Below are 25108 nucleotides of genomic sequence, written 5' to 3' on the forward strand. Positions count from 1 at the left end.
CTGTTTCATTTCTCCGTAAACAAGAAATGAAAAGCGGTGTGTTCGAGTCTCTCAAATTTTCGCAACACTGAAGTGTTTTACGAAACATCTTCGGGTTGTGAGGTTAAGCGACTAAGCGTACACGGTGGATGCCCTGGCAGTCAGAGGCGATGAAGGACGTGCTAATCTGCGATAAGCGTCGGTAAGGTGATATGAACCGTTATAACCGGCGATTTCCGAATGGGGAAACCCAGTGTGATTCGTCACACTATCATTACGTGAATACATAGCGTAATGAAGCGAACCGGGGGAACTGAAACATCTAAGTACCCCGAGGAAAAGAAATCAACCGAGATTCCCCCAGTAGCGGCGAGCGAACGGGGAGCAGCCCAGAGTCTGAATCAGCATGTGTGGTAGTGGAACGGTCTGGAAAGTCCGACGGTACAGGGTGATAGTCCCGTACACAAAAGTGCATGTGTTGTGAACTCGAAGAGTAGGGCGGGACACGTGGTATCCTGTCTGAATATGGGGGGACCATCCTCCAAGGCTAAATACTCCTGACTGACCGATAGTGAACCAGTACCGTGAGGGAAAGGCGAAAAGAACCCCGGCGAGGGGAGTGAAAAAGAACCTGAAACCGTGTACGTACAAGCAGTGGGAGCCTCTTTATGGGGTGACTGCGTACCTTTTGTATAATGGGTCAGCGACTTATATTCTGTAGCAAGGTTAACCGAATAGGGGAGCCGAAGGGAAACCGAGTCTTAACTGGGCGTTAAGTTGCAGGGTATAGACCCGAAACCCGGTGATCTAGCCATGGGCAGGTTGAAGGTTGGGTAACACTAACTGGAGGACCGAACCGACTAATGTTGAAAAATTAGCGGATGACTTGTGGCTGGGGGTGAAAGGCCAATCAAACCGGGAGATAGCTGGTTCTCCCCGAAAGCTATTTAGGTAGCGCCTCGTGAATTCATCTTCGGGGGTAGAGCACTGTTTCGGCTAGGGGGTCATCCCGACTTACCAACCCGATGCAAACTGCGAATACCGAAGAATGTTATCACGGGAGACACACGGCGGGTGCTAACGTCCGTCGTGAAGAGGGAAACAACCCAGACCGCCAGCTAAGGTCCCAAAGTCATGGTTAAGTGGGAAACGATGTGGGAAGGCACAGACAGCCAGGATGTTGGCTTAGAAGCAGCCATCATTTAAAGAAAGCGTAATAGCTCACTGGTCGAGTCGGCCTGCGCGGAAGATGTAACGGGGCTAAACCATGCACCGAAGCTGCGGCAGCGACACTATGTGTTGTTGGGTAGGGGAGCGTTCTGTAAGCCGTTGAAGGTGTGCTGTGAGGCATGCTGGAGGTATCAGAAGTGCGAATGCTGACATAAGTAACGATAATGCGGGTGAAAAACCCGCACGCCGGAAGACCAAGGGTTCCTGTCCAACGTTAATCGGGGCAGGGTGAGTCGACCCCTAAGGCGAGGCCGAAAGGCGTAGTCGATGGGAAACAGGTTAATATTCCTGTACTTGGTGTTACTGCGAAGGGGGGACGGAGAAGGCTATGTTAGCCGGGCGACGGTTGTCCCGGTTTAAGCATGTAGGCGGAGATTCCAGGTAAATCCGGAGTCTTGTTAACGCTGAGGTGTGATGACGAGGCACTACGGTGCTGAAGTAACAAATGCCCTGCTTCCAGGAAAAGCCTCTAAGCATCAGGTAACACGAAATCGTACCCCAAACCGACACAGGTGGTCAGGTAGAGAATACCAAGGCGCTTGAGAGAACTCGGGTGAAGGAACTAGGCAAAATGGTGCCGTAACTTCGGGAGAAGGCACGCTGATATGTAGGTGAAGTGATTTACTCATGGAGCTGAAATCAGTCGAAGATACCAGCTGGCTGCAACTGTTTATTAAAAACACAGCACTGTGCAAACACGAAAGTGGACGTATACGGTGTGACGCCTGCCCGGTGCCGGAAGGTTAATTGATGGGGTTATCCGTAAGGAGAAGCTCTTGATCGAAGCCCCGGTAAACGGCGGCCGTAACTATAACGGTCCTAAGGTAGCGAAATTCCTTGTCGGGTAAGTTCCGACCTGCACGAATGGCGTAATGATGGCCAGGCTGTCTCCACCCGAGACTCAGTGAAATTGAACTCGCTGTGAAGATGCAGTGTACCCGCGGCAAGACGGAAAGACCCCGTGAACCTTTACTATAGCTTGACACTGAACACTGGTCCTTGATGTGTAGGATAGGTGGGAGGCTTTGAAGTGTGGACGCCAGTCTGCATGGAGCCAACCTTGAAATACCACCCTTTAATGGCTGGTGTTCTAACGTAGACCCGTGATCCGGGTTGCGGACAGTGTCTGGTGGGTAGTTTGACTGGGGCGGTCTCCTCCTAAAGAGTAACGGAGGAGCACGAAGGTTAGCTAATCCTGGTCGGACATCAGGAGGTTAGTGCAAAGGCATAAGCTAGCTTGACTGCGAGAGTGACGGCTCGAGCAGGTGCGAAAGCAGGTCTTAGTGATCCGGTGGTTCTGAATGGAAGGGCCATCGCTCAACGGATAAAAGGTACTCCGGGGATAACAGGCTGATACCGCCCAAGAGTTCATATCGACGGCGGTGTTTGGCACCTCGATGTCGGCTCATCACATCCTGGGGCTGAAGTAGGTCCCAAGGGTATGGCTGTTCGCCATTTAAAGTGGTACGCGAGCTGGGTTTAGAACGTCGTGAGACAGTTCGGTCCCTATCTGCCGTGGGCGCTGGAGAATTGAGGGGGGCTGCTCCTAGTACGAGAGGACCGGAGTGGACGCATCACTGGTGTTCGGGTTGTCATGCCAATGGCATTGCCCGGTAGCTAAATGCGGAAGAGATAAGTGCTGAAAGCATCTAAGCACGAAACTTGCCCCGAGATGAGTTCTCCCTGACCCTTTAAGGGTCCTGAAGGAACGTTGAAGACGACGACGTTGATAGGTCGGGTGTGTAAGCGTAGCGATACGTTGAGCTAACCGATACTAATGAACCGTGAGGCTTAACCTTACAACGCCGAAGGTGTTTTGGCGAAGAGACACGATATTCAGCTTGATTACAGATTACATCGACATGCGAAAAGTGTGTTGATAAACAGAATTTGCCTGGCGGCTGTAGCGCGGTGGTCCCACCTGACCCCATGCCGAACTCAGAAGTGAAACGCCGTAGCGCCGATGGTAGTGTGGGGTCTCCCCATGCGAGAGTAGGGAACTGCCAGGCATCAAATAAGTGAAGAAGCCCATCCTGCCGGATGGGCTTTTTTGCGTCTGCAGAGAATGGAACTGCCGGATGCAGCATACCATTTTATCCAGCCCATAAAAGCCCACTCTATTTCAAACCGATTTTTCTCTTTCTCGAACATATCTGAATCCTTTCTCTGCTAATGAAAACCGTGATCTTTCTCTCATAATAAATTATAACAATTATATAACATTTATTTCACCAAAAAAGACACAACCACCATTGATAAATTAATGCAATCGTTGGCAGGGGTACAATTCTAATGGCTGATAGCAGTGTAACTGAGAACGGGGCGCTGGCAGACGGCGATACTCGGCGTCGTATATGGGCGATTGTCGGAGCATCATCAGGGAATCTGGTCGAATGGTTTGATTTCTATATCTATTCTTTCTGCTCTCTCTATTTTGCTCATATCTTTTTTCCATCAGGAAACACCACCACGCAACTCTTACAAACAGCCGGAGTTTTTGCTGCAGGCTTTCTGATGCGACCGATTGGCGGCTGGCTGTTTGGTCGCATCGCGGATAAGCACGGGCGTAAAAAGTCGATGCTGCTGTCAGTTTGTATGATGTGTATGGGATCGCTGGTGATCGCTTGTCTTCCGGGATATGAAACCATCGGTACCTGGGCTCCTGCTCTATTGCTGCTGGCTAGGTTATTTCAGGGGCTGTCTGTCGGTGGTGAATACGGGACCAGCGCTACCTATATGAGTGAAGTAGCCGTTGAAGGGAAGAAAGGTTTTTATGCTTCCTTCCAGTACGTGACGTTAATCGGCGGGCAGTTACTGGCACTGCTGGTTGTGGTCATATTACAGCAAACGTTAGAAGACTCAGCGCTAAGATCGTGGGGTTGGCGTATTCCATTTGCGTTGGGCGCCGTACTGGCTATTGTTGCGTTATGGCTGCGTCGACAGTTGGATGAAACCTCGAAACAGGACGTTCGCGCGCTGAAAGAAGCTGGTTCTCTGAAAGGTCTGTGGCGTAATCGCAAAGCCTTCATCATGGTGCTTGGCTTTACCGCTGCTGGCTCGCTGTGTTTTTACACGTTCACAACCTACATGCAGAAGTACCTGGTTAACACTGCCGGTATGCATGCCAACGTAGCCAGTGGGATTATGACGGCGGCACTGTGTGTGTTTATGCTGGTGCAACCGTTGTTCGGTGCCTTGTCAGATAAAATTGGCCGACGTACTTCAATGCTGTGTTTTGGCGCGTTGGCCGCGATTTTCACCGTCCCCATTCTGACAGCGTTGCAAAGCGTGACGTCCCCGTATATGGCGTTTGCTCTGGTGATGTGTGCCTTGCTGATTGTGAGTTTCTATACGTCAATCAGCGGTATTCTAAAAGCTGAGATGTTCCCGGCACAGGTGCGCGCTCTGGGGGTTGGATTATCTTATGCGGTGGCCAATGCTCTGTTTGGTGGCTCAGCCGAATATGTTGCGTTATCCCTGAAGTCTGTCGGTATGGAAACAACATTCTTCTGGTACGTTACAGCACTGGCAATAGTCGCATTTTTGGTATCGCTGATGCTGCATGGGAAGGGGAAAGGTCTGCGCCTCTAGTGATGTGCCAGTTGCCAGACCGCATAGCCGGTAGACGCACCTGCAACATCCCAGGCGAAGTCTTTCCAGCTCCAGCCGCTCCCAGCGGGACGGCTGTCCCATAACTCTTTTGATGCGCCCAGGCTGACAGAGAACATCAGGCCGATAGCCGCGCTGCGATCGCGGCTGTTGCCCTGATGTTGAGCATATTCGTTTCCAGATGCGGAGAGCATAGCGGAGGCGATAAAGTGTTGAGCCTTGTCTTGTCCGCTCCAGCGGTCGTTTGCCATGTGGCTGCAGCCAGAAATGGCCAGGATACTGAAAAGAATAAACAAGCGCACCGTTGCCTCCATAGGAAAAACCCCGTCACTGGACGGGGTCTTGGTTACAGAATACGGCTAATTAGTCTGTCGATACGGATACGGCGTAGTCGACGGATGAGCTTACGCACTTTGACTGGATAGTCGGCAATGCTTTGCAGGTCGCGATAGTGCTTAACGACGGTGGTATGCGTGCGAATAAGCTCCAGCTCTTTATCTCGCTGGGGAGTCAGCTCTTGCTTCGGATCGTGGATAAGGATGGCGTTTTCCAGATCCAGACGCCAGGCGCGAGGGTTAAGGTTGTTGCCGGTGAGCAGCATCCATTTATCATCAACCCACATGCCTTTCAGATGATAGGTGTTGTCATCATCTTTCCATAAGCGCACGACCAGTTGGTCGGTATTCACGTAATATTGCAGTCTGCTCAGGAAACGGCGCAGGTTAATTTCATACAGGTAGGGCAGCGCGCCGATGATTTTAAATGGCTCATCTTCTGGAATGAAAAAGTCGTTGGCGGTTTTATCACCGACAATGATCTCGACCTTTTTGCCTTCACGCAGCAGCTGAATGATATTGCGCACCAGTATAGCGGGCAGGTTGAAATAAGGGGTACAGATTGTGAGCTTGTGCTCCGCGCAGGGCATAAGGTGGAAAATGGTCTTATTTAACAGACTGGATTTTCCAAGGCCTACCAGAGGCGTTACCGAGAGCTGTTCATTATCCGCATCACCCTGAAAATGGAATGACGCATCGCGCAGTTCCTGACGGTAAAGGCGGATGTCGTTTTTAATTTCCGGGCTTTTAGGGCGATTAATATCATCAAGACGATTAACGCCGCGACCGTTCATCAGGTTCTGCGTGACCCAATCGAACATGATATCGGCCATTTGCGCGTTGCGAATCAACTGATAACGGTCATAGCGATATTTATCATGCTGATGCAGATAAACATCATTCAGGCTGGCCCCGCTGTACAGGACGCTGTCATCGATGATAAAGCCTTTAAAATGCAGGACGCCAAGCGCTTCTCGGGTGTTAATCGGAACACCGTAGACAGGAATATCAATACCTGGGTTTTCTTGTGCCATTCGGCAATACCAGTCAGCGTTGGTATTCGATGCCGCAGCACCAATACGTCCGCGCTGGGCTCGGTGCCAGTCGACAAGCACCCGGACATCCAGTTCAGGACGCTGCCGTTTTGCCGCATAGAGCGCGTCGAGTATGCCTTTGCCACCGTCATCCTGTTCCAGGTACAGCGCAATAATGCAGATCCGTCGCGTCGCGCTGGCTATTTTTTCCAGCAGAGTCTCCCTGAAATTAGCGGGAGCATAAAAGAAATCTACATCATCAACTGACTGAGAAATCTTGGGTAGTTGGGCAAGGTGTTGTTGATGTTTATTACGCTTAAATTTTGACAACATCACAGTGCATTTCTTCTCTGTTCATTGAAGGGTCCTCTGTGCTATGCAGACGACATAAGCGGGTAATGATACCACCAGTACCTATTAATGTGGTCAACATTTCCAGTACCTTACTCACGATTCCTCAAATTGGGCCAGATTAAGCGTTAGCCCAACAATTCCCTCTTCGAGTTGGACGTCAACAGCGAACCCGAGTTTCCGGGCCAGGGCGACCATCCCACGATTGTTTGGCATCGTAATACCATTCAAACGTCTAAGTCCGTGATCTCGGGTATATGCAATTAATTTTTCCATCAACCGGCGACCCAGTCCAAGCCCTTTGAGATCTGAACGAACCAGCACGGCGAACTCGGCGTCAATGTTATCAGGATCCGAGATTGCTCGCGTTACGCCGAGGATCTCTTGCTGATTGTTTTTACAGCGTACCGCAACAAAGGCCATTTCCCGATCGTAGTCGATCTGCGTCATATTGGCTAAATCTTCGTGGGTAAATTCGTTGATCTCACTGAAATAGCGATAATAAAGATCTTCTTTTGTTACCTGAGAAATGAACTGCTGCAGATGAGGTTCATCCTCGGGCAAAATAGGGCGGAACAAGCAACGCTCGCCGTTCTTCAACTCCACCCATTCTTCAAGCTGATGAGGGTAGGGACGTATAGCCAGTCTGCTTTCGTTATCGCCCGTGAAAGGGGCAATGTCCAGCGTGACATCCAGCGCGGTAAATTCACCGGCGGAGGCCAACAGCGGATGAATATCCAGACGCTGAATTTCCGGGCAATCGACGATCAGATTGGAGACCTGCACCAGAAGCTGACTTAACCCGGCGATATCCAATGGGCGTAATGCGCTGCGAGCGCGGATCTTTTTATTTTTGATCCCCTGGATCACCAGATAACGCGCCAGATTCATGTTCAATGGCGGCAACGCAACCACGGCTTGTTCTTCTGGTCGCCACTCAACTCCGCCTTCACCAAGCATAATCAACGGGCCAAATACCGGGTCGTGTTCAACGACGACGCGCAGCTCCTGAGCGCCAGCGCGATTCGCCATACTTTGTACTAATAAACCGTGAATGCGCGCCTGCGGCCAGGCCATTTTTACCCGATCAAAAATCGCATTGGCTGCCTGCTGCACCTCTGTTGCCGTCCGCAGGTAGAGCATTACCCCCTGAACTTCTGATTTATGCGGGATATCAGGAGAACGCAGCTTTAGCGCCACCGGGTAACCGATTTGCTCCGCGATGTGTACGGCTTCAGCGCTGTCGCTGGCGATCCACGTCGGCAGCGTGTGTAAGCCATAGGCTTGTAAAATCGGCTGCACTTCATGGGTATCCAGCGACGTTGCTCCTTCAGCAATCGCCTGCTGTAACAGATTATGCGCCTCGGCGGTATTGGTGGTCAGGTAGTCGGGCAGCGCAGGGGTTTCCCGCAGTTGCTTCTGGTTACGCCGGTACTCCACCATATGCATAAACGCGGTGATGGTGCCTTCTGGCGTGCGGTAGGTAGGTAATCCGGCTTCGCTAAACAGTCTACGGGCTTCCTGGGAGGAAAACTCTCCGCACCAGTTGGTCAGCAACGAGACGAACTTACCGCGGGGATGACGTTTTACCGCCTCGATTAACGCTTGTGCGCTTTCTGTTCCCGGGGCGGCTGCGCTGGGTGAGTGAATCACCATCAGTGCGTCGAAATCCTGGCTGGCGAGCAAGATATCCAGCGTCTTAACGTAGTGTTCGCTGCTGGCGTCGTCACGCAGATCCAGCGGGTTGGCGATATCAATATGTTCAGGTAACGCATCGCGTAATTTCTGGCAGGTATCTTCACTCAATGTCGCCAACTTGCCATTTTTTGACCACAGCTCATCTAATGCCAGTGCGGCAGGCGCGGCCCCATTGCTGATGATCATCAGCCTGTCGCCGCGCAGTGGACGCATGTGGCTCAGGGTTTCTACCGCAGAGAACAGCTCGTGAGTGTCTTGTACGCGTAATAAACCGGCGCGCTGGATAGCTGCGTCCCACGCAGGGTCCATCCCTGCACTGGTATGCAGTAAACGCTGTGCCGCCGGACTACGACCACTCTTAATCACCAGAATGGGTTTATTGCGCGAGGCGCTACGGGCGGCGGAGACAAAGCGCCGGGCATCACTTAAATGTTCGAGATAAAGTAATATCGCGCTGGTTTTACTGTCGCGCGCCAGGTAATCCAGCAGTTCATCAACGTCGATATCAAGGCTGTCGCCCAGCGCGATAAACCAGGAAAAACCCATGTCGCGCTGTTGCGCCCAGTCCAGAATGGTGTTGGAAATCGCCGCTGACTGGGAAATAAATGCCAACTTACCGCGCTTGATGGGAACGGGGGAAAAGCTGGCGTTAAGCCCCTGCCAGGGCGCGAGAAGTCCCAGGCTGTTTGGGCCTAGCAGACGTATGTTGTAGCGTGCGGCGCAGGCCAACAATTCCAGGTGCTGCGATGCGGGAGCTGAAAGAATAATGCAGGTTTTACAGCCTTTCTCGCCAAGCGCTTCGAGTAATGCCAGGTTGCGGCTGGCATTGGTGCACAACACGGCAAGGTCTGGGCTAAAAGGCAGGCTGTTGATATTGGGCCAGGCCAGGACGCCCAACACCGCTTTCCATGCTGGCGTCACTGGTAAAACAGGTCCATTGAAACCGCCGGCAAGCAGGTTACGCATCATCAGGTAACCTGCGCGATTAGGCTTCATTGACGCCCCAATCACCGCAATGGATTTCGGTCGCAGTAGTGCTTCCAGACCACGCTGACTCATATCGGCTTCCTTAATGACACCAGTGACCGAATGATTTTAAACGCTTTCTGGCGAGTCTGCTGTGACGCTTCCCTGATGTTGAGTTTTTCCTGCCAGGTAGCGGGTTTTAAAGCGAGTGAAATGATCGCTCAACCCCTCCGCGGCTTGCGTATCGCCCGCCAGATCCAACAACGCGATGGCCACTTCGGCAGTACAGTATTGCCCTTCTGCGTGAATGCCACGCAGGTGGTAAGCGGAAAGTCGCGATAAATCAACGGAGATTACCGGCAGGTTATCAAGATACGGGCTTTTGCGGAACATTTTACGCGCTTCAGGCCAGGTACCATCAAGCATGATAAACAACGGTGGTTTACCGGCTGGTGGCGCGAAAATCACTTCACGCTCTTCGCCCGCATAGGATGCCGGGAATACAACCATCGGCTGGTAATCCGGATTTTTCACCAGTTCGAGCAACGCCTGCGGCGGTTCGGTGCGTGACCACTGAAAAGCCGTGGTATCGGGCAAAATATCGGCAATCAAACGTCCCGTGTTGCTGGGCTTCATCGGCTCGGTATCAAACATCACCAGACAAAAGCGGCTTTTGGCCTCAGACGGCACCAGCGTTGCGCACAAGCAGAGCTTCAGTGGCAACAGGCAGCGCTGACAGCGGCGAATGCGATTACCTCGGGCAAGGAAAGGACGCGTGGCGCGCGCGAGGCGCTCAGCGCGTAACTGAAGAACAGCGTTATCGGTCATGGGAGAACACGTTGAAAAACGCTATTGTCGCAGAGGTGAAAACGGGGCACAAGATGCGCCCCGTAGAGATTATAATGATTCGTTAAGCCAGCTATCAAACGGGGCTTTAGGTACGGCGCCATTAAGCATGTCGACGATTTCACCTTTTCTGAAGATCATAATGGTCGGGATGCTGCGGATACCGAAACGGGCGCTGAGTTCACGCTCGGCTTCTGTATTCACTTTAACAAAACGCACTTTACCGCTACGCTCTTCCGCGACATCTTCAAAAATCGGGGCGAAGTTACGGCATGGACCACACCAGGGGGCCCAAAAATCAACCACCACCGGGAGATCGTCTTTTAACAGTTTATCCAGTGTTTCACCGGTCGCATTGATCACCTCCCCATCAAACAGGTCGTGACCACAGCGTCCGCATTTAGCCGCTTCCTGGACACGATCGTCGGGGATGCGGTTGATAGCCTGGCAGCTGGTACAAACGGTATTCATAACTAACCTCTGGATGAGTGGAGTGGACTTCACGGCAGTAACGCCAGTATGTTTCTATTATGTTACATATTATCGGGGAGTCTGTTCTAAACAACAATGCGTTTTATTCAATGAGTACAATAGTCCTTAGCTTTTAAATGAAATAATGGCTAACGACGTGCACATCGGGTAATCTTCGCGCTTCGCGCAGAGCAGGTGGAGAAAAACATGAGCGACGAACTGAAGAATAAAAACGGCAAGGTCAAAGTGATGTACGTCCGCAGTGACGATGACTCGGACAAACGCACCCAAAATCCACGTACTGGTAAAGGCGGCGGTCGCCCCGGTACTTCCCGAGCCGAAGGCGGTCGTCGCCCTGCCCGTGATGACAGAAAGGGTCCGAACAGCGAACGTGGTCGTGAACGTGGTCGTGGCCGCGATGTAGAACGCGACCGTGGACGTGAAGATTCACCATGGCGTACCGTGTCCCGCGCACCGAATGATGATGCAGCAGACAAAGCCGATCACGGTGGTATCAGCGGCAAAAGCTTTATCGATCCTGAAGTATTACGTCGTCAGCGCGCGGAAGAAACCCGCGTTTACGGTGAGAATGCCTGTCAGGCTCTGTTCCAGAGTCGTCCGGACGCTATTGTTCGCGCCTGGTTTGTTCAGAGCGTAACCCCGCGCTTTAAAGAAGCATTACGCTGGATGGCGGCGAACCGCAAAGCCTACCACGTGGTTGACGAAGCCGAGCTGGCGAAAGCCTCCGGCACTGAACACCATGGCGGCGTCTGTTTCCTGATCAAAAAACGTAACGGTACCACTGTTAAGCAGTGGGTTGGTCAGGCCGGGGCGCAGGATTGCGTGCTGGCCCTGGAAGACATTGCTAACCCGCACAATCTGGGCGGCATGATGCGTAGCTGCGCGCACTTCGGTGTGAAAGGCGTAGTGGTACAGGATGCGGCGCTGTTGGAATCAGGTGCGGCTATCCGCACTGCTGAAGGCGGAGCTGAGCACGTTCAGCCGATCACCGGTGACAGTATTGTCGATGTGCTGGACGACTTCCGTAAAGCGGGTTACACGGTAGTGATGACCTCAAGCGTGAAAGGCAAGCCGCTGTTTACTACCACGTTGCCGGAAAAAATGGTGCTGGTATTAGGGCGTGAGCGTGAGGCTCTGCCAGAAGCAGCATGCTCAGCCGACGACCTGTGCGTGGCGATAGACGGTACGGGCAACGTAGAAACGCTCAACGTTTCTGTCGCGACCGGCGTGCTGCTCGCGGAGTGGTGGCGTCAGAACAAAGCCTGATAATAAAAATGCCAGCGATTCGCTGGCATTTTTTACTCGCTTTCTGCTGGTAATACCGGCGTCCAGTCAATCGGCTTTTCACCTCGCTGTTCCAGCCACTCATTAGCCAGTACAAAATGATTGCAGCCAAAGAAACCGCGATGCGCAGAGAGCGGTGATGGGTGCGGCGCTTTCAATACATGGTGACGCTGCGCATCAATAATCGCACCTTTCTTTTGTGCGTGTGAACCCCAGAGCAGGAATACCACGCCTTCCCGATGTTGGTTAATCAGGCTGATGACTTTATCGGTAAATGTTTCCCATCCCAGACTGGCGTGCGAATGTGCCTGCCCGGCACGGACGGTAAGCACGGTGTTGAGTAACAGCACACCCTGGCGTGCCCAGCTTTCCAGATATCCGTGCGTTGGGCGTGTGAAGCCAGGAATCGTTGCTTCCAGCTCTTTGTACATGTTCAGCAACGAGGGCGGGGTGGCAATACCGGGGCGGACAGAAAACGCGAGACCGTGTGCCTGGCCCGGACCGTGGTATGGATCCTGCCCCAGGATGACGACTTTCACGTCGCCAAGTTCGGTAAAGCGAAAAGCGTTGAATACATCTTTTTGTGGCGGATAAATTGTCATACCTGACTGACGCTCGCCCGCCACAGTATGCAGCGTGTTAACAAAATAAGGCTGCTGTTTCTCTTCTGCCAGCACATCGTGCCAGGTTAATTCGGTGGCCATCTCGCTCTCCTGCGAATTTTCAATCCCCCTAGCTTAACTGCTTCTTTCGGCGTCGCAAAATTCTGTACGTTTCTCAAGGGTCTACCCCTTAAAGATAGTTGAAAATTTATGTAAAAAGTTTAGCTGCGCATGTGGCGTAAGTTGATGTAAAACAATAAAATCCACCTATCACCACTTTTCATGTGTGGTTTTTATTGATTTAAATCAAAGATTCAAGGGTGTGTGAGGGGTATATATACACTCAAGCAACAATGGTTTTACCAATTGGCCGGAAGACGGCCAACCGAGATCAAATAATTTTGCCGGGGAGGCATCAAATGATTACAGGTATCCAGATTACTAAAGCTGCAAACGACGACCTGCTGAACTCTTTCTGGCTGCTGGACAGCGAAAAAGGCGAAGCACGCTGCATCGTTGCGAAAGCAGGTTTCAATGCTGATGAAGTCGTTGCTGTCAGCAAACTGGGTGAGATCGAATACCGTGAAGTACCGGTAGACGTACAGCCGGAAGTCCGTGTGGAAGGTGGTCAGCACCTGAACGTGAACGTTCTGCGCCGCGAAACTCTGGAAGATGCGGTTAAGCATCCGGAAAAATATCCGCAGTTGACCATCCGTGTTTCTGGTTATGCCGTGCGTTTCAACTCTCTGACGCCAGAACAGCAGCGCGACGTTATTGCTCGTACCTTTACTGAGAGCCTGTAAGGCTCACGGGGAATAACCCCGTCTGGCAGAGAATCTGAAAGCGGAAGATGCCAACGTATCTTCCGCTTTTTTGTGCACAAAAAATGCCGGGCTAAACGGCCCGGCATTCGGTTTACTCTTTGTCGGACTGCTGGGTAGCAGCTCCGCTCGGCTTACGGCGTTTGCCGACATTTTTGGCGTCGCGGTGACGTTTTTTCACCCGCGGTTTCTCTTTCTCTTTCGCTTTTTGCTCGGCGCGCTTCGCCAGCACTTTCTTGGATGGCTTACCGTTAGATTTCTCACTTGGCGCGCGCGTGGTTGGACGCAGTTCGTCGATGACGCGTGCTTTCAGTGGCTCGTCAATGTAGCGGCTCGCTTTGCCGAGCAGCAGATGGTCGTGGGCTTCAACCAAAGAGATCGCAGTACCTTTACGGCCTGCACGACCGGTACGGCCAATGCGGTGCAGATAGGCATCGCCACTGCGCGGCATGTCGAAGTTAAACACGTGGCTGACGTCAGGAATATCGATCCCACGAGCGGCAACGTCGGTTGCTACCAGCACGTTCACACGACCATCGGTCAGGCGTTTGATCGCTTCATTACGTTTGTTCTGCACCATCTCGCCTTCGAGATAGCAGTTATTAATGCCCGCCTGGCGCAACCAGCCTGCCAGCTCGTGCACACGCTCGCGTTTACGTACAAAAACAATCGAGCGGGTCGCTTCCGGCTGTTTTAACAAATGGATCAGCAGGGCCGTTTTGTGCTCGATGTCATCGGCACGGTAGTAAAACTGATGAATCTTCTTGCGTTCGCGGGTAGACGGATCCGCCGAAACTTCAACCGGATCCTCCAGCAGACGCTCAGCAAAATCTTTAATCGCATCGCCTTCCAGCGTGGCGGAGAACAGCATAGTTTGCTTACGCCAGCGGGTTTCTCCAGCGATATGCTCGATGTCCTGGGCAAAGCCCATGTCCAACATGCGGTCTGCTTCATCGAGGATTAGTGTCTCAACCGCATGGCAGTCAAAGTTTTCTTCTTTAATGTACTGCAGCAGACGACCGGTAGTGGCGACCACGATGTCCTGGTTTTCGCTAAAGACTTCCATGTGGTTCATGTAAGCCACGCCGCCGGTAATCGTGGCGATATCCAGATGCGTATTCTTCGCCAGTTCACGGGCGTGTTCGGCAACCTGCATCGCCAGTTCGCGCGTCGGTGTCAAAATCAAAATGCGCGGCGGGCCAGATTTCTTGCGCGGGAAGTCGAGCAGGTGCTGCAACGCTGGCAGCAAATATGCCGCCGTTTTACCGGTGCCTGTCGGCGCAGAACCGAGTACATCACGGCCATCGAGCGCAGGCGGAATGGCGGCAGCCTGAATGGCGGTCGGGCGAGTGAAACCTTTTTCCTGGAGGGCATCCAGAAGGCTTTCATCGAGTTCAAGTTCGGAAAAAGTCGTTACAGTCATGTTCTACCTCTGAGTGGGGCGCTGATTATAGACGTTACGGCTGCAATCTTCATCTGTTTGTATGGATATACCTTCTCAGGTATTGTTTTTATCCTATGTTATCGTTTTTTTTCCAGGAAGGTTGTTCTTCATGCCCCAGTCTACATCCGTACTTAGACGTAATGGATTTACTTTTAAGCAGTTTTTTGTGGCACACGATCGTTGTGCAATGAAAGTCGGAACGGACGGCATTTTATTGGGGGCCTGGGCCCCTGTTGCTGGCGTAAAGCGGATCCTGGATATTGGTACCGGGAGCGGCCTGTTGGCGCTGATGCTGGCCCAGCGCACAGATGAAAACGTCATCATTGACGCTGTGGAGCTTGATGTTGATGCCGCGCAGCAGGCGCAGGAGAACATCGCGCAATCCCCGTGGATGCATCGCGTGAACGTTCATACGGAAGATGTGCAGCAGTGGCTACCGCGCCAGACCGTGCGCTTTGATTTGATCATCAGCAACCCTCCCTATTATGAACAGGGAGTGGAATGTGCCACGCCGCAGCGCGAGCAGGCTCGCTACACCACCACGCTCGATCATCAAGTATTGCTGACGCTGGCGGCAGACAGCATTACGGAAGAAGGTTTTTTCTGTGTGGTGCTGCCCGAACAGATTGGTAACGCCTTTTCCCAGCAGGCACTGGGCATGGGCTGGCATCTGCGATTGCGCACGGATGTAGCAGAAACTGAGGCCCGACTACCGAATCGGGTACTGCTGGCATTCTCCCCGCAGGCCGGGGAGTGCTTTAGTGACAGGCTGGTGATCCGTGGGCCAGACCAACGTTACTCTGAAGGTTACACGGCGCTGACCCAGGCGTTTTATCTGTTCATGTGATGACTTAGCGGTGAGAGAATGGACGGGCCCGCCTCTGGAAGCTGTTCTGGATAATCCAGCGTATAGTGCAGGCCCCGACTCTCTTTACGCATCATCGCGCAGCGGACAATCAGCTCAGCAACCTGCACCAGATTGCGCAGTTCCAGCAAGTTGTTCGACACGCGGAAATGAGCGTAATACTCGTCGATTTCCTGTTGCAACATGGTGATACGGCGTAGGGCGCGCTCCAGACGTTTAGTTGTGCGCACGATACCGACGTAATCCCACATAAATAGCCGCAGCTCATGCCAGTTATGCTGAATCACAACCAGTTCATCCGGGTTTTCTACCCGGCTTTCATCCCAATCCGGGAGGGTGCTGACGCTGCGAGCATAAGGCATTCGCCTGTCGATATCTTCAGCCGCGGACCAGCCGTAAACCAGGCACTCCAGTAATGAGTTTGACGCCATCCGGTTGGCTCCATGCAGGCCGGTGTAACTCACTTCGCCGATCGCATACAGCCCGTCGACATCCGTACGGCCAAAGTCATCCACCATCACGCCGCCGCAGGTATAGTGCGCGGCAGGAACGATGGGAACCGGCTCTTTGGTCAAATCGATGCCCAGTCCCAGCAATTTTTCATAAATCATCGGGAAATGCTGACGAACAAATTCTTCCGGTTTATGGCTGATGTCGAGAAACATGCAGTCAGCGCCCAGGCGCTTCATTTCGTGGTCAATGGCGCGGGCAACAATATCGCGGGGAGCCAGTTCGCCACGCTCGTCAAAATCGGGCATAAAGCGCGAACCGTCCGGGCGCTTCAGATGTGCGCCTTCGCCACGCAGCGCCTCGGTTAGCAGAAAGTTGCGCGCCTGCGGATGATACAGCGCCGTCGGGTGAAACTGGTTAAATTCCAGGTTGGCGACACGGCATCCCGCGCGCCAGGCCATCGCAATCCCATCACCCGAGGAAATATCTGGATTGGTGGTGTATTGGTACACCTTTGACGCGCCGCCGGTGGCCAACACTACTGACTTGGCATGGCAGGTTTCTACGGCTTCTTTATTACGGTTCCAGATCCAGGCTCCGACAACCCGACGCGTTCCCGGCAGACCGATTTTATCGGAGACAATCAGATCGACGGCATTACTGCGCTCAAGAACCCGTATGTTTGGGTGATTTTGTGCCTGGCTGACGAGGGTGGTTTCGACTTCTTTACCGGTGGCATCCGCAGAGTGCAGAATGCGTCGATGGCTATGACCGCCTTCACGGGTCAGGTGATAGCTCTCTTCACCGTTGGGCTGAACCTGCGTATCAAATAAAACGCCCTGATCGATAAGCCACTGAACGCAGGTGCGGGCATTGCTGGCGACAAATTCAACCGCATGGCGATCGCACAGGCCGGCCCCGGCAATCAGAGTATCTTCAACGTGGGAATCGATGCTGTCGGTTTCATCAAACACCGCGGCAATACCGCCCTGGGCATAAAATGTCGAGCCTTCGCTGACCGGACCTTTGCTCAGGACAATAACCTGATGTTTTTCGGCCAGGCGCAGCGCCAGTGAGAGTCCGGCAGCCCCGCTGCCAATGATCAGCACGTCACAGGATAATTCAGGAGTCGTATTCATGATTTTTGTTTAATTTACTAAACAGTGTTTGGTCACCATAGCACCACATTGCGCGATACTGCACGTTTTATTTTTAAATGTGTTGCAGTGACTAAACATGAAAAAAAAGCATGACGAGGACGAAATGAGCAAAAATATTTTGTGAAGCAGGCCGTTAGCACCAGATTATGTGATGAAATAAAGTGGCCGTTGGGTTACTCTGCAAGCGGTGAAATGGGCATTTCTAAACAGATAGTGCGTCGATCGGATTATGTAGACTTATAATGAGAGATAAGACCTGTCTACAACATGACAAACAAAAAACAATGCGTAACGGAACTTTACGAAACTTGAGCACTCTAAGCATTTGCTTGCTCATAGTGAAGCTGATGGAGTGGCGTTTCGAAGGCGCGTGGAAATTTGGTTTGGGGAGACTTTACCTCGGATGAGCGAGCAGTTAACGGACCAGGTCCTGGTAGAACGGGTCCAGAAGGGAGATCAGAAAGCCTTTAACCTACTGGTAGTGCGCTATCAGCATAAGGTGGCGAGTCTGGTTTCTCGCTATGTACCGTCGGGCGATGTACCCGATGTAGTACAAGAAGCATTTATCAAGGCCTATCGTGCGCTGGACTCGTTCCGGGGAGATAGTGCTTTTTATACCTGGCTGTATCGTATTGCAGTCAATACAGCGAAGAATTACCTGGTCGCTCAGGGGCGTCGTCCACCTTCCAGTGATATTGATGCGATTGAAGCAGAAAATTACGAAAGTGGCGGTGCGCTGAAAGAAATTTCGAACCCTGAGAACTTAATGTTGTCAGAAGAACTGAGACAGATAGTTTTCCGGACTATTGAGTCCCTCCCGGAAGATTTACGCATGGCAATAACCTTGCGGGAGCTGGATGGCCTGAGCTATGAAGAGATAGCCGCTATCATGGATTGTCCGGTAGGTACGGTGCGTTCACGTATCTTCCGAGCGAGGGAAGCTATTGATAATAAAGTTCAACCGCTTATCAGGCGTTGACGATAGCGGGATACTGGAAAAGGTATTAGGCATGCAGAAAGAAAAACTTTCCGCTTTAATGGATGGCGAAACGCTGGATACTGAGTTACTCAAAGAGCTGACTCAGGACCCGGAAATGCAAAAAACCTGGGAGAGTTATCACCTGATTCGCGATTCTATGCGAGGTGATACCGCCGACGTTCTCCATTTCGATATTTCCGCCCGCGTAATGGCTGCCATCCAGGATGAGCCAGTACGTCAGACGGTGCCATTGATTCCTGAGGCCCAGCCAGCACCGCACCAGTGGCAGAAAATGCCATTCTGGAAGAAAATGCGTCCATGGGCCGCGCAGCTTACCCAAATGGGTGTGGCCGCGTGTGTATCACTTGCAGTTATTGTTGGCGTCCAGCACTATAATGGGCAATCTGAAACGTCCCAGCAGCCCGAAACGCCGGTATTTAATACATTACCGATGATGGGTAAAGCCAGTCCGGTAAGCTTGGGTGTACCCTCTGACGCGACGGCCAGCGGTGGTCAGCAACAGCAGGTACAGGAGCAGCGTCGTCGTATTAATGCCATGTTGCAGGACTACGAACTGCAACGTCGACTGCACTCTGAACAGCTTCAGTTTGAGCAGGCCCAAACACAGCAAGCCGCTGTGCAGGTGCCAGGAATTCAAACTTTAGGAACGCAATCGCAGTAATGAAGCAACTTTGGTTTGCCATGTCACTTGTGGCTGGTAGCCTGTTTTTCTCTGTAAACGCCTCGGCCAATCCTGCGTCCGGGGCGTTGTTGCAGCAGATGAATCTGGCCAGCCAGTCGCTAACCTATGAGCTGTCATTTGTCAGCATCAATAAGCAGGGTGTTGAATCCCTACGTTATCGCCATGCCCGCTTGGATAACCGTCCGCTAGCGCAACTGTTGCAAATGGATGGACCGCGCCGGGAAGTGGTGCAGCGTGGCAATGAAATTAGCTATTTTGAGCCTGGTCTCGAACCGTTCACGCTGAACGGCGACTATATCGTTGACTCTCTGCCCTCTCTGATTTACACCGACTTCAAACGTCTTGCTCCCTACTATGACTTTATCTCAGTAGGTCGCACCCGCATTGCCGATCGGCTCTGTGAAGTGATCCGCGTAGTCGCCCGTGACGGTACGCGTTACAGCTATATCGTCTGGATGGACACGGAGACTAAGCTGCCGATGCGCGTCGATCTTCTCGACCGTGATGGTGAGACGCTGGAACAGTTCCGTGTTATCGCGTTTACCGTAAACAACGGCGTTAGCGATAGCATGCAGGCGCTGGCGAAAGCCAATCTACCGCCGTTGCTGTCAGTTCCTGCGGGTGAGAAAACCAACTTCAACTGGAGTCCGTCGTGGTTGCCGCAAGGCTTCAGCGAAGTTTCCAGCAGTCGACGTCCGCTGCCGACGATGGATAACATGCCGATCGAATCGCGCCTATATTCTGATGGCCTGTTCAGTTTCTCCGTGAACGTAAACCGTGCGATGCAAAACAGCGCCGATCAGCTGTTGCGAACCGGGCGTAGAACGGTTAGCACCAGCGTGCGTGATAACGCAGAAATTACGATTGTGGGCGAGCTTCCACCGCAAACGGCGAAGCGTATCGCGGACAATATTAAGTTCAGGGCTGCACAATGATTAAAGAGTGGGCGACAGTCGTCTCCTGGCAAAATGGTCTGGCGACGGTCAGCTGTGATGTTAAAGCATCATGTAGCAGCTGTGCTTCGCGGGCCGGATGCGGGAGCCGCGTGCTGAACAAACTTGGGCCGCAGACCACGCATACCATCGTGGTGCCCAGCGACGAACCCTTAGCGCCCGGTCAAAAAGTTGAACTGGGTATTGCCGAGGGTAGCCTGCTGGGTTCAGCGATGTTGGTCTACATGTCTCCGTTGGCGGGGCTCTTTCTCTTCGCGGCGTTATTCCAGGTGCTGTTTGGTTCCGACCTTGCGGCATTAAGTGGTGCCGTGCTGGGGGGCGTGGGCGGATTCCTGATTGCCCGTGGATACTCTCGTAAGCTTGCTGAGCGCGAAGCCTGGCAGCCGGTCATTCTGAACGTTGCTCTCCCACCCGATCTCATTCGCGTCGAAACCCAACAGTGATAGCTTTGCCGGATGGCGCTTGTGTCGCCATCCGGCAAAAGTTTCACCGACTTTGCAAAGTTGTTTCCAGTTCCCGCTATCCTTGCTCTATGAACATTTCCTCGCCTCAGCGTTGTAGTGTAGAATGCGGCGTTTCACTTAAACAGACGTTAAGCTCAGATCAGCGACTTCTCAGAGCCTGCTCAGGCGGGCGTAAGGCACAATAATTACACTATATGAAGAACATACGTAACTTTTCAATCATAGCTCACATCGACCACGGTAAATCGACGCTGTCTGACCGTATTATCCAGATCTGCGGTGGCCTGTCTGACCGTGAAATGGAAGCGCAGGTTCTCGACTCGATGGATCTTGAGCGTGAGCGCGGTATTACTATCAAAGCGCAGAGCGTGACGCTCGATTTCAAAGCATCTGATGGTGAAACCTATCAGCTTAACTTTATCGACACCCCGGGCCACGTTGACTTCTCGTATGAAGTTTCCCGCTCGCTTGCTGCCTGTGAAGGCGCACTGCTGGTGGTTGATGCCGGACAGGGCGTCGAAGCACAGACCCTGGCTAACTGCTATACCGCCATGGAAATGGATCTGGAAGTGGTGCCGGTACTGAACAAAATTGACCTGCCAGCCGCCGATCCTGAGCGTGTGGCGGAAGAGATCGAAGATATCGTCGGTATTGATGCGACGGATGCCGTTCGCTGTTCGGCGAAAACCGGCGTAGGCGTCACTGACGTTCTTGAACGTCTGGTGCGCGACATCCCGCCGCCGGAAGGCGACCCGGAAGGTCCGTTACAGGCGCTGATCATCGACTCCTGGTTCGATAACTACCTGGGCGTCGTATCACTGGTGCGTATTAAAAACGGCACCATGCGTAAAGGCGACAAAATTAAAGTGATGAGCACCGGTCAGGTCTATAACGCTGACCGTCTGGGTATCTTCACGCCAAAACAGGTTGACCGTACCGAGCTGAAATGCGGCGAGGTGGGTTGGTTGGTTTGTGCGATTAAAGACATCCTGGGCGCACCGGTTGGCGATACCCTGACGCAGGCGCGTAACCCGGCGGACAAGCCGCTGCCAGGCTTTAAAAAAGTGAAGCCGCAGGTTTACGCCGGTCTGTTCCCGGTGAGCTCTGACGACTACGAAAACTTCCGTGACGCGCTTGGCAAGCTGAGCCTCAACGACGCCTCCCTGTTCTATGAACCGGAAAGCTCAACCGCGCTGGGCTTCGGCTTCCGCTGTGGCTTCCTCGGTCTGCTGCACATGGAGATCATTCAGGAACGTCTGGAACGTGAATACGATCTGGATCTGATCACTACCGCGCCGACCGTAGTCTACGAAGTCGAAACCACGGCGAAAGAGACGATCTACGTCGATAGCCCGTCCAAGCTGCCGCCGTTGAACAACATTTACGAACTGCGTGAGCCGATTGCTGAGTGTCATATGCTGCTGCCGCAGGCTTACCTCGGTAACGTCATCACGCTGTGTATCGAGAAGCGCGGCGTACAGACCAACATGGTTTACCACGGTAACCAGGTGGCGCTGACCTATGAAATTCCGATGGCGGAAGTGGTACTCGACTTCTTCGACCGTCTGAAGTCAACTTCTCGCGGCTATGCGTCGCTGGACTATAACTTCAAACGTTTCCAGGCGTCTGACATGGTGCGCGTTGATGTTCTCATCAACAACGAACGTGTCGATGCGCTGGCGCTGATTACCCACCGCGACAACTCCCAGAGCCGTGGTCGTGAACTGGTCGAGAAGATGAAAGATCTGATCCCTCGCCAGCAGTTTGATATCGCGATCCAGGCGGCCATTGGTACGCACATCATCGCGCGTTCAACGGTTAAGCAGCTGCGTAAAAACGTTCTGGCGAAATGCTACGGTGGCGATATCAGCCGTAAGAAAAAGCTGCTGCAAAAACAGAAAGAGGGTAAAAAGCGCATGAAGCAGATCGGTAACGTTGAACTGCCACAGGAAGCCTTCCTCGCCATTCTGCATGTCGGTAAAGACAGCAAATAATCTTAAGGAGTTGGCATGGCGAACATGTTTGCCCTGATTCTGGTGATTGCCACACTGGTGACGGGCATTTTATGGTGCGTAGATAAATTCATCTTCGCGCCAAAACGCCGGGAGCGTCAGGCAGCAGCGCAAGCTGCTGCAGGTGATTCACTGGATAAAGCAACGCTGAAAAAAGTGGCCCCTAAGCCGGGCTGGCTGGAAACAGGGGCATCCGTTTTCCCGGTTTTAGCTATTGTGCTGGTGGTGCGTTCATTTATTTATGAGCCGTTCCAGATCCCGTCTGGTTCGATGATGCCGACACTGCTTATCGGTGACTTTATCCTGGTGGAGAAATTCGCCTACGGGATTAAAGATCCGATTTACCAGAAAACGCTGATCGAAACCGGCCATCCGAAACGTGGTGATATCGTGGTGTTTAAATACCCGGAAGATCCGCGTCTGGACTACATCAAACGTGCTGTCGGTTTACCGGGAGATAAAGTGACGTACGATCCGGTGGCGAAAGAGGTAACTATTCAGCCAGGATGCAGTTCCGGTCAGGCGTGTGAAAACGCGCTGCCGGTAACGTACTCTGATGTTCAGCCAAGTGATTTTGTGCAGACATTTGCGCGTCGTAACGGCGGTGAAGCGACCAGCGGCTTCTTTGAGGTTCCGCTGAATGAAACGAAAGATAACGGTATTCGCCTCTCCGAGCGTAAAGAAACGCTGGGTGAGGTAACGCACCGCATTCTGACCGTGCCAATCGCGCAGGATCAGGTGGGGATGTATTACCGCCAGCCAGGCCAGCAGTTGGCAACCTGGATCGTCCCGCCGGGACACTACTTCATGATGGGTGATAACCGTGACAACAGCGCGGACAGCCGTTACTGGGGATTTGTGCCGGAAGCGAATCTGGTTGGTAAAGCAACCGCTATCTGGATGAGTTTCGATAAGCAAGAAGGCGAATGGCCGACCGGTGTGCGCTTAAGCCGTATTGGTGGCATTCACTAATCGCTGATAATCGTTCACGTTGTCGTCATTATGGCGACAGCGTGAATTATTTCTCGGATAAATTCCCGCAGACTAACGACATCCCTTGTCGTTGTGTATAGAATATTCCCCCGAAGTTTGAGGTTGGCACCGACAGGTTGCCACGGCACACGAAACAGCGTTGGTTTGTGTATAAATGCATTCAGCCGAAGCGGGATGGCTAAGCGAAATGCGTATATCAGGTCTGTTTCGTGTGCTGAATTGTTGACGCATTCATTTATTGGTATCGCATGAACCCCATCGTAATTAATCGGCTTCAACGGAAGCTGGGCTACACTTTTAATCATCAGGAGCTGTTGCAGCAGGCATTAACTCACCGTAGCGCCAGCAGCAAACATAACGAGCGTTTAGAATTTTTAGGCGACTCTATTCTGAGCTTTGTTATCGCTAATGCGCTGTATCACCGTTTTCCGCGTGTGGATGAAGGTGATATGAGTCGCATGCGCGCGACGCTGGTTCGCGGCAATACGCTGGCTGAATTAGCCCGTGAGTTTGACCTCGGTGAATGTTTACGTTTGGGGCCAGGCGAGCTGAAAAGCGGCGGTTTCCGTCGTGAATCGATCCTGGCAGATACCGTTGAAGCTTTGATCGGCGGCGTCTTCCTCGACAGCGATATTCAAACCGTTGAACAACTGATCCTGAACTGGTATCAGACTCGTCTGGATGAAATTAGCCCAGGCGATAAACAAAAAGATCCGAAAACGCGCCTGCAGGAATATTTGCAGGGTCGCCACCTGCCGCTACCGTCCTATCTGGTGGTGCAGGTTCGTGGTGAAGCACACGATCAAGAATTTACTATCCACTGCCAGGTCAGCGGCCTGAGTGAACCGGTGGTTGGCACAGGTTCGAGCCGTCGTAAGGCTGAGCAGGCTGCCGCCGAACAGGCGTTGAAAAAACTGGAGCTGGAATGAGCGAAGAGAAAACTTACTGCGGATTTATTGCCATCGTCGGTCGCCCGAACGTCGGCAAATCCACCCTGTTGAATAATCTGCTTGGGCAGAAGATTTCCATTACCTCACGTAAGGCTCAGACAACACGTCACCGTATTGTTGGCATCCATACCGAAGGTGCGTATCAGGCGATTTATGTTGATACCCCGGGCCTGCATATGGAAGAAAAGCGGGCGATCAACCGCCTGATGAACAAAGCGGCAAGCAGCTCGATTGGTGATGTTGAACTGGTTATTTTCGTTGTGGAAGGCACCCGCTGGACGCCGGACGACGAAATGGTGCTCAACAAGCTGCGCGACGGTAAAGCCCCGGTTATTCTGGCTGTGAACAAAGTGGACAACGTTCAGGAAAAAGCCGATTTACTGCCGCACCTGCAGTTCCTGGCAAGCCAGATGAACTTCCTTGATATTGTCCCGATTTCTGCCGAAACCGGCCTGAATGTTGATACCGTTGCGGGCATCGTGCGTAAGCACCTGCCGGAAGCCATTCATCACTTCCCGGAAGATTACATCACCGACCGTTCTCAGCGCTTTATGGCTTCTGAAATCATCCGTGAAAAGCTGATGCGTTTTCTGGGGGCTGAACTGCCGTACTCCGTTACCGTGGAGATTGAACGTTTTATCTCTAACGAACGCGGTGGTTACGATATTAACGGGCTGATCCTCGTTGAACGTGAAGGGCAGAAGAAGATGGTTATTGGCAACAAAGGGGCCAAAATTAAAACCATCGGCATCGAAGCGCGTAAAGACATGCAGGAGATGTTCGAAGCGCCCGTTCACCTCGAGCTGTGGGTGAAAGTGAAATCCGGCTGGGCCGATGACGAGCGCGCGTTGCGTAGCCTCGGTTACGGCGACGACGTCTAATTTTTCA

General features: G+C 52.5%; 22 protein-coding genes and 2 rRNA genes. 15 read left to right on the plus strand and 9 right to left on the minus strand.

What is annotated here, in order from left to right:
- Nucleotides 1-101: 101 nt before the first annotated feature.
- Together HV352_RS05905 and rrf are read left to right on the plus strand one after the other, a co-directional pair.
- Nucleotides 102-3008 (plus strand): 23S ribosomal RNA (locus HV352_RS05905).
- A 94-nt stretch (nt 3009-3102) separates the two neighbouring features.
- Nucleotides 3103-3218: ribosomal RNA gene (gene rrf, locus HV352_RS05910) — 5S ribosomal RNA — on the plus strand.
- 1 nt (nt 3219) lies between these two features.
- Here the strand turns inward: rrf and HV352_RS05915 are convergent.
- Nucleotides 3220-3360, minus strand: a complete 141-nt coding sequence (locus HV352_RS05915) for a hypothetical protein (protein WP_168188435.1) — start codon at nt 3358-3360, stop codon at nt 3220-3222.
- 141 nt (nt 3361-3501) lie between these two features.
- Here HV352_RS05915 and HV352_RS05920 point away from each other — a divergent pair, with 141 nt between their 5' ends.
- Nucleotides 3502-4800 carry an MFS transporter gene (locus tag HV352_RS05920; protein ID WP_016154060.1) on the plus strand — a complete coding sequence of 433 codons (1299 nt, stop codon included), beginning with the start codon at nt 3502-3504 and terminating at the stop codon, nt 4798-4800.
- Here HV352_RS05920 and HV352_RS05925 read toward each other — a convergent pair.
- The 5 genes from HV352_RS05925 to trxC form a co-directional block, all read right to left on the minus strand.
- Nucleotides 4797-5120, minus strand: a complete 324-nt coding sequence (locus tag HV352_RS05925) for a YfiM family lipoprotein (protein WP_047418353.1) — start codon at nt 5118-5120, stop codon at nt 4797-4799. The genes HV352_RS05920 and HV352_RS05925 overlap by 4 nt on opposite strands.
- Nucleotides 5121-5164: 44 nt before the next feature.
- Nucleotides 5165-6520 (minus strand): CDP-diacylglycerol--serine O-phosphatidyltransferase, encoded by a 1356-nt coding sequence (gene pssA / locus HV352_RS05930; RefSeq protein ID WP_003835350.1) that lies wholly within the window; start codon nt 6518-6520, stop codon nt 5165-5167.
- A 114-nt stretch (nt 6521-6634) separates the two neighbouring features.
- Nucleotides 6635-9295: a protein lysine acetyltransferase gene (gene pat, locus HV352_RS05935; RefSeq protein WP_016157179.1), complete on the minus strand. Its 2661-nt coding sequence runs from the start codon at nt 9293-9295 to the stop codon at nt 6635-6637.
- 36 nt (nt 9296-9331) lie between these two features.
- A complete protein-coding gene (tapT, locus tag HV352_RS05940; protein ID WP_019077411.1) occupies nt 9332-10030 on the minus strand; it encodes a tRNA-uridine aminocarboxypropyltransferase in 699 nt (232 codons plus the stop codon).
- Nucleotides 10031-10099: 69 nt separating this feature from the next.
- Nucleotides 10100-10519 carry a thioredoxin TrxC gene (gene trxC, locus HV352_RS05945; RefSeq protein WP_003037559.1) on the minus strand — a complete coding sequence of 140 codons (420 nt, stop codon included), beginning with the start codon at nt 10517-10519 and terminating at the stop codon, nt 10100-10102.
- A 207-nt stretch (nt 10520-10726) separates the two neighbouring features.
- Between trxC and HV352_RS05950 the strand changes: the two genes are divergently transcribed.
- Entirely contained in the window at nt 10727-11806 is a 1080-nt protein-coding gene (locus HV352_RS05950; protein WP_016157178.1) for a tRNA/rRNA methyltransferase, read from the plus strand.
- A gap of 32 nt (nt 11807-11838) precedes the next feature.
- Here HV352_RS05950 and ung read toward each other — a convergent pair whose 3' ends face one another.
- Nucleotides 11839-12528 carry a uracil-DNA glycosylase gene (ung, locus tag HV352_RS05955; RefSeq protein ID WP_016154055.1) on the minus strand — a complete coding sequence of 230 codons (690 nt, stop codon included), beginning with the start codon at nt 12526-12528 and terminating at the stop codon, nt 11839-11841.
- Nucleotides 12529-12845: 317 nt separating this feature from the next.
- Between ung and grcA the strand changes: the two genes are divergently transcribed.
- Entirely contained in the window at nt 12846-13229 is a 384-nt protein-coding gene (gene grcA, locus HV352_RS05960; protein ID WP_003037563.1) for an autonomous glycyl radical cofactor GrcA, read from the plus strand.
- A 112-nt stretch (nt 13230-13341) separates the two neighbouring features.
- On the opposite strand, the gene srmB is transcribed toward grcA, so the two are convergent.
- Nucleotides 13342-14670: an ATP-dependent RNA helicase SrmB gene (gene srmB / locus HV352_RS05965; RefSeq protein ID WP_016157176.1), complete on the minus strand. Its 1329-nt coding sequence runs from the start codon at nt 14668-14670 to the stop codon at nt 13342-13344.
- A gap of 130 nt (nt 14671-14800) precedes the next feature.
- Here srmB and trmN point away from each other — a divergent pair, with 130 nt between their 5' ends.
- Nucleotides 14801-15538 (plus strand): tRNA(1)(Val) (adenine(37)-N(6))-methyltransferase TrmN, encoded by a 738-nt coding sequence (trmN, locus tag HV352_RS05970; RefSeq protein ID WP_029139626.1) that lies wholly within the window; start codon nt 14801-14803, stop codon nt 15536-15538.
- On the opposite strand, the gene nadB is transcribed toward trmN, so the two are convergent.
- Entirely contained in the window at nt 15523-17145 is a 1623-nt protein-coding gene (nadB, locus tag HV352_RS05975; protein WP_047358259.1) for an L-aspartate oxidase, read from the minus strand. The two genes, trmN and nadB, sit on opposite strands and share 16 nt — an antisense overlap.
- 305 nt (nt 17146-17450) lie before the next feature.
- On the opposite strand from nadB, the gene rseD reads away from it, so the two are divergent.
- The 9 genes from rseD (at nt 17451) to era (ending at nt 25101) form a co-directional block, all read left to right on the plus strand.
- Nucleotides 17451-17573 carry a rpoE leader peptide RseD gene (rseD, locus tag HV352_RS05980; protein WP_223306697.1) on the plus strand — a complete coding sequence of 41 codons (123 nt, stop codon included), beginning with the start codon at nt 17451-17453 and terminating at the stop codon, nt 17571-17573.
- Nucleotides 17570-18145 (plus strand): RNA polymerase sigma factor RpoE, encoded by a 576-nt coding sequence (rpoE, locus tag HV352_RS05985; protein WP_003037573.1) that lies wholly within the window; start codon nt 17570-17572, stop codon nt 18143-18145. The genes rseD and rpoE overlap by 4 nt, the downstream gene beginning before the upstream one ends.
- A gap of 31 nt (nt 18146-18176) precedes the next feature.
- Complete coding sequence (rseA, locus tag HV352_RS05990) at nt 18177-18827, plus strand: anti-sigma-E factor RseA (RefSeq protein WP_019077408.1); 651 nt, start codon at nt 18177-18179, stop codon at nt 18825-18827.
- Entirely contained in the window at nt 18827-19783 is a 957-nt protein-coding gene (gene rseB, locus HV352_RS05995; protein ID WP_016154050.1) for a sigma-E factor regulatory protein RseB, read from the plus strand. The genes rseA and rseB overlap by 1 nt, the downstream gene beginning before the upstream one ends.
- Nucleotides 19780-20244, plus strand: a complete 465-nt coding sequence (rseC, locus tag HV352_RS06000; RefSeq protein WP_016157173.1) for a SoxR-reducing system protein RseC — start codon at nt 19780-19782, stop codon at nt 20242-20244. Before rseB ends, rseC begins: the two co-directional genes overlap by 4 nt.
- 215 nt (nt 20245-20459) lie before the next feature.
- Nucleotides 20460-22259, plus strand: a complete 1800-nt coding sequence (gene lepA, locus HV352_RS06005) for a translation elongation factor 4 (protein ID WP_003037577.1) — start codon at nt 20460-20462, stop codon at nt 22257-22259.
- Between the two features lie 15 nt (nt 22260-22274).
- Entirely contained in the window at nt 22275-23249 is a 975-nt protein-coding gene (gene lepB, locus HV352_RS06010; protein ID WP_016154048.1) for a signal peptidase I, read from the plus strand.
- A gap of 269 nt (nt 23250-23518) precedes the next feature.
- Entirely contained in the window at nt 23519-24199 is a 681-nt protein-coding gene (gene rnc / locus HV352_RS06015; RefSeq protein ID WP_003037579.1) for a ribonuclease III, read from the plus strand.
- Nucleotides 24196-25101, plus strand: a complete 906-nt coding sequence (era, locus tag HV352_RS06020) for a GTPase Era (protein WP_003037581.1) — start codon at nt 24196-24198, stop codon at nt 25099-25101. Before rnc ends, era begins: the two co-directional genes overlap by 4 nt.
- The last annotated feature ends 7 nt before the right edge of the window (nt 25102-25108 follow it).

The sequence above is a fragment of the Citrobacter sp. RHBSTW-01044 genome (assembly GCF_013781945.1).
Lineage (GTDB): Bacteria > Pseudomonadota > Gammaproteobacteria > Enterobacterales > Enterobacteriaceae > Citrobacter > Citrobacter braakii.

Bases quoted from the DNA above. Each gene is read 5' to 3' on its own strand.
- era (WP_003037581.1), top strand. From the start codon at position 24,196: ATGAGCGAAGAGAAAACTTACTGCGGATTTATTGCCATCGTCGGTCGC.
- srmB (WP_016157176.1), bottom strand. From the start codon at position 14,670: ATGACTGTAACGACTTTTTCCGAACTTGAACTCGATGAAAGCCTTCTG.
- ung (WP_016154055.1), bottom strand. From the start codon at position 12,528: ATGGCCACCGAATTAACCTGGCACGATGTGCTGGCAGAAGAGAAACAG.
- rseC (WP_016157173.1), top strand. From the start codon at position 19,780: ATGATTAAAGAGTGGGCGACAGTCGTCTCCTGGCAAAATGGTCTGGCG.
- lepA (WP_003037577.1), top strand. From the start codon at position 20,460: ATGAAGAACATACGTAACTTTTCAATCATAGCTCACATCGACCACGGT.
- tapT (WP_019077411.1), bottom strand. From the start codon at position 10,030: ATGACCGATAACGCTGTTCTTCAGTTACGCGCTGAGCGCCTCGCGCGC.
- pssA (WP_003835350.1), bottom strand. From the start codon at position 6,520: ATGTTGTCAAAATTTAAGCGTAATAAACATCAACAACACCTTGCCCAA.
- rnc (WP_003037579.1), top strand. From the start codon at position 23,519: ATGAACCCCATCGTAATTAATCGGCTTCAACGGAAGCTGGGCTACACT.
- rseA (WP_019077408.1), top strand. From the start codon at position 18,177: ATGCAGAAAGAAAAACTTTCCGCTTTAATGGATGGCGAAACGCTGGAT.
- nadB (WP_047358259.1), bottom strand. From the start codon at position 17,145: ATGAATACGACTCCTGAATTATCCTGTGACGTGCTGATCATTGGCAGC.
- rseB (WP_016154050.1), top strand. From the start codon at position 18,827: ATGAAGCAACTTTGGTTTGCCATGTCACTTGTGGCTGGTAGCCTGTTT.
- HV352_RS05920 (WP_016154060.1), top strand. From the start codon at position 3,502: ATGGCTGATAGCAGTGTAACTGAGAACGGGGCGCTGGCAGACGGCGAT.
- lepB (WP_016154048.1), top strand. From the start codon at position 22,275: ATGGCGAACATGTTTGCCCTGATTCTGGTGATTGCCACACTGGTGACG.
- trmN (WP_029139626.1), top strand. From the start codon at position 14,801: ATGCCCCAGTCTACATCCGTACTTAGACGTAATGGATTTACTTTTAAG.
- trxC (WP_003037559.1), bottom strand. From the start codon at position 10,519: ATGAATACCGTTTGTACCAGCTGCCAGGCTATCAACCGCATCCCCGAC.
- rpoE (WP_003037573.1), top strand. From the start codon at position 17,570: ATGAGCGAGCAGTTAACGGACCAGGTCCTGGTAGAACGGGTCCAGAAG.
- HV352_RS05915 (WP_168188435.1), bottom strand. From the start codon at position 3,360: ATGTTCGAGAAAGAGAAAAATCGGTTTGAAATAGAGTGGGCTTTTATG.
- HV352_RS05950 (WP_016157178.1), top strand. From the start codon at position 10,727: ATGAGCGACGAACTGAAGAATAAAAACGGCAAGGTCAAAGTGATGTAC.
- grcA (WP_003037563.1), top strand. From the start codon at position 12,846: ATGATTACAGGTATCCAGATTACTAAAGCTGCAAACGACGACCTGCTG.
- pat (WP_016157179.1), bottom strand. From the start codon at position 9,295: ATGAGTCAGCGTGGTCTGGAAGCACTACTGCGACCGAAATCCATTGCG.
- rseD (WP_223306697.1), top strand. From the start codon at position 17,451: ATGCGTAACGGAACTTTACGAAACTTGAGCACTCTAAGCATTTGCTTG.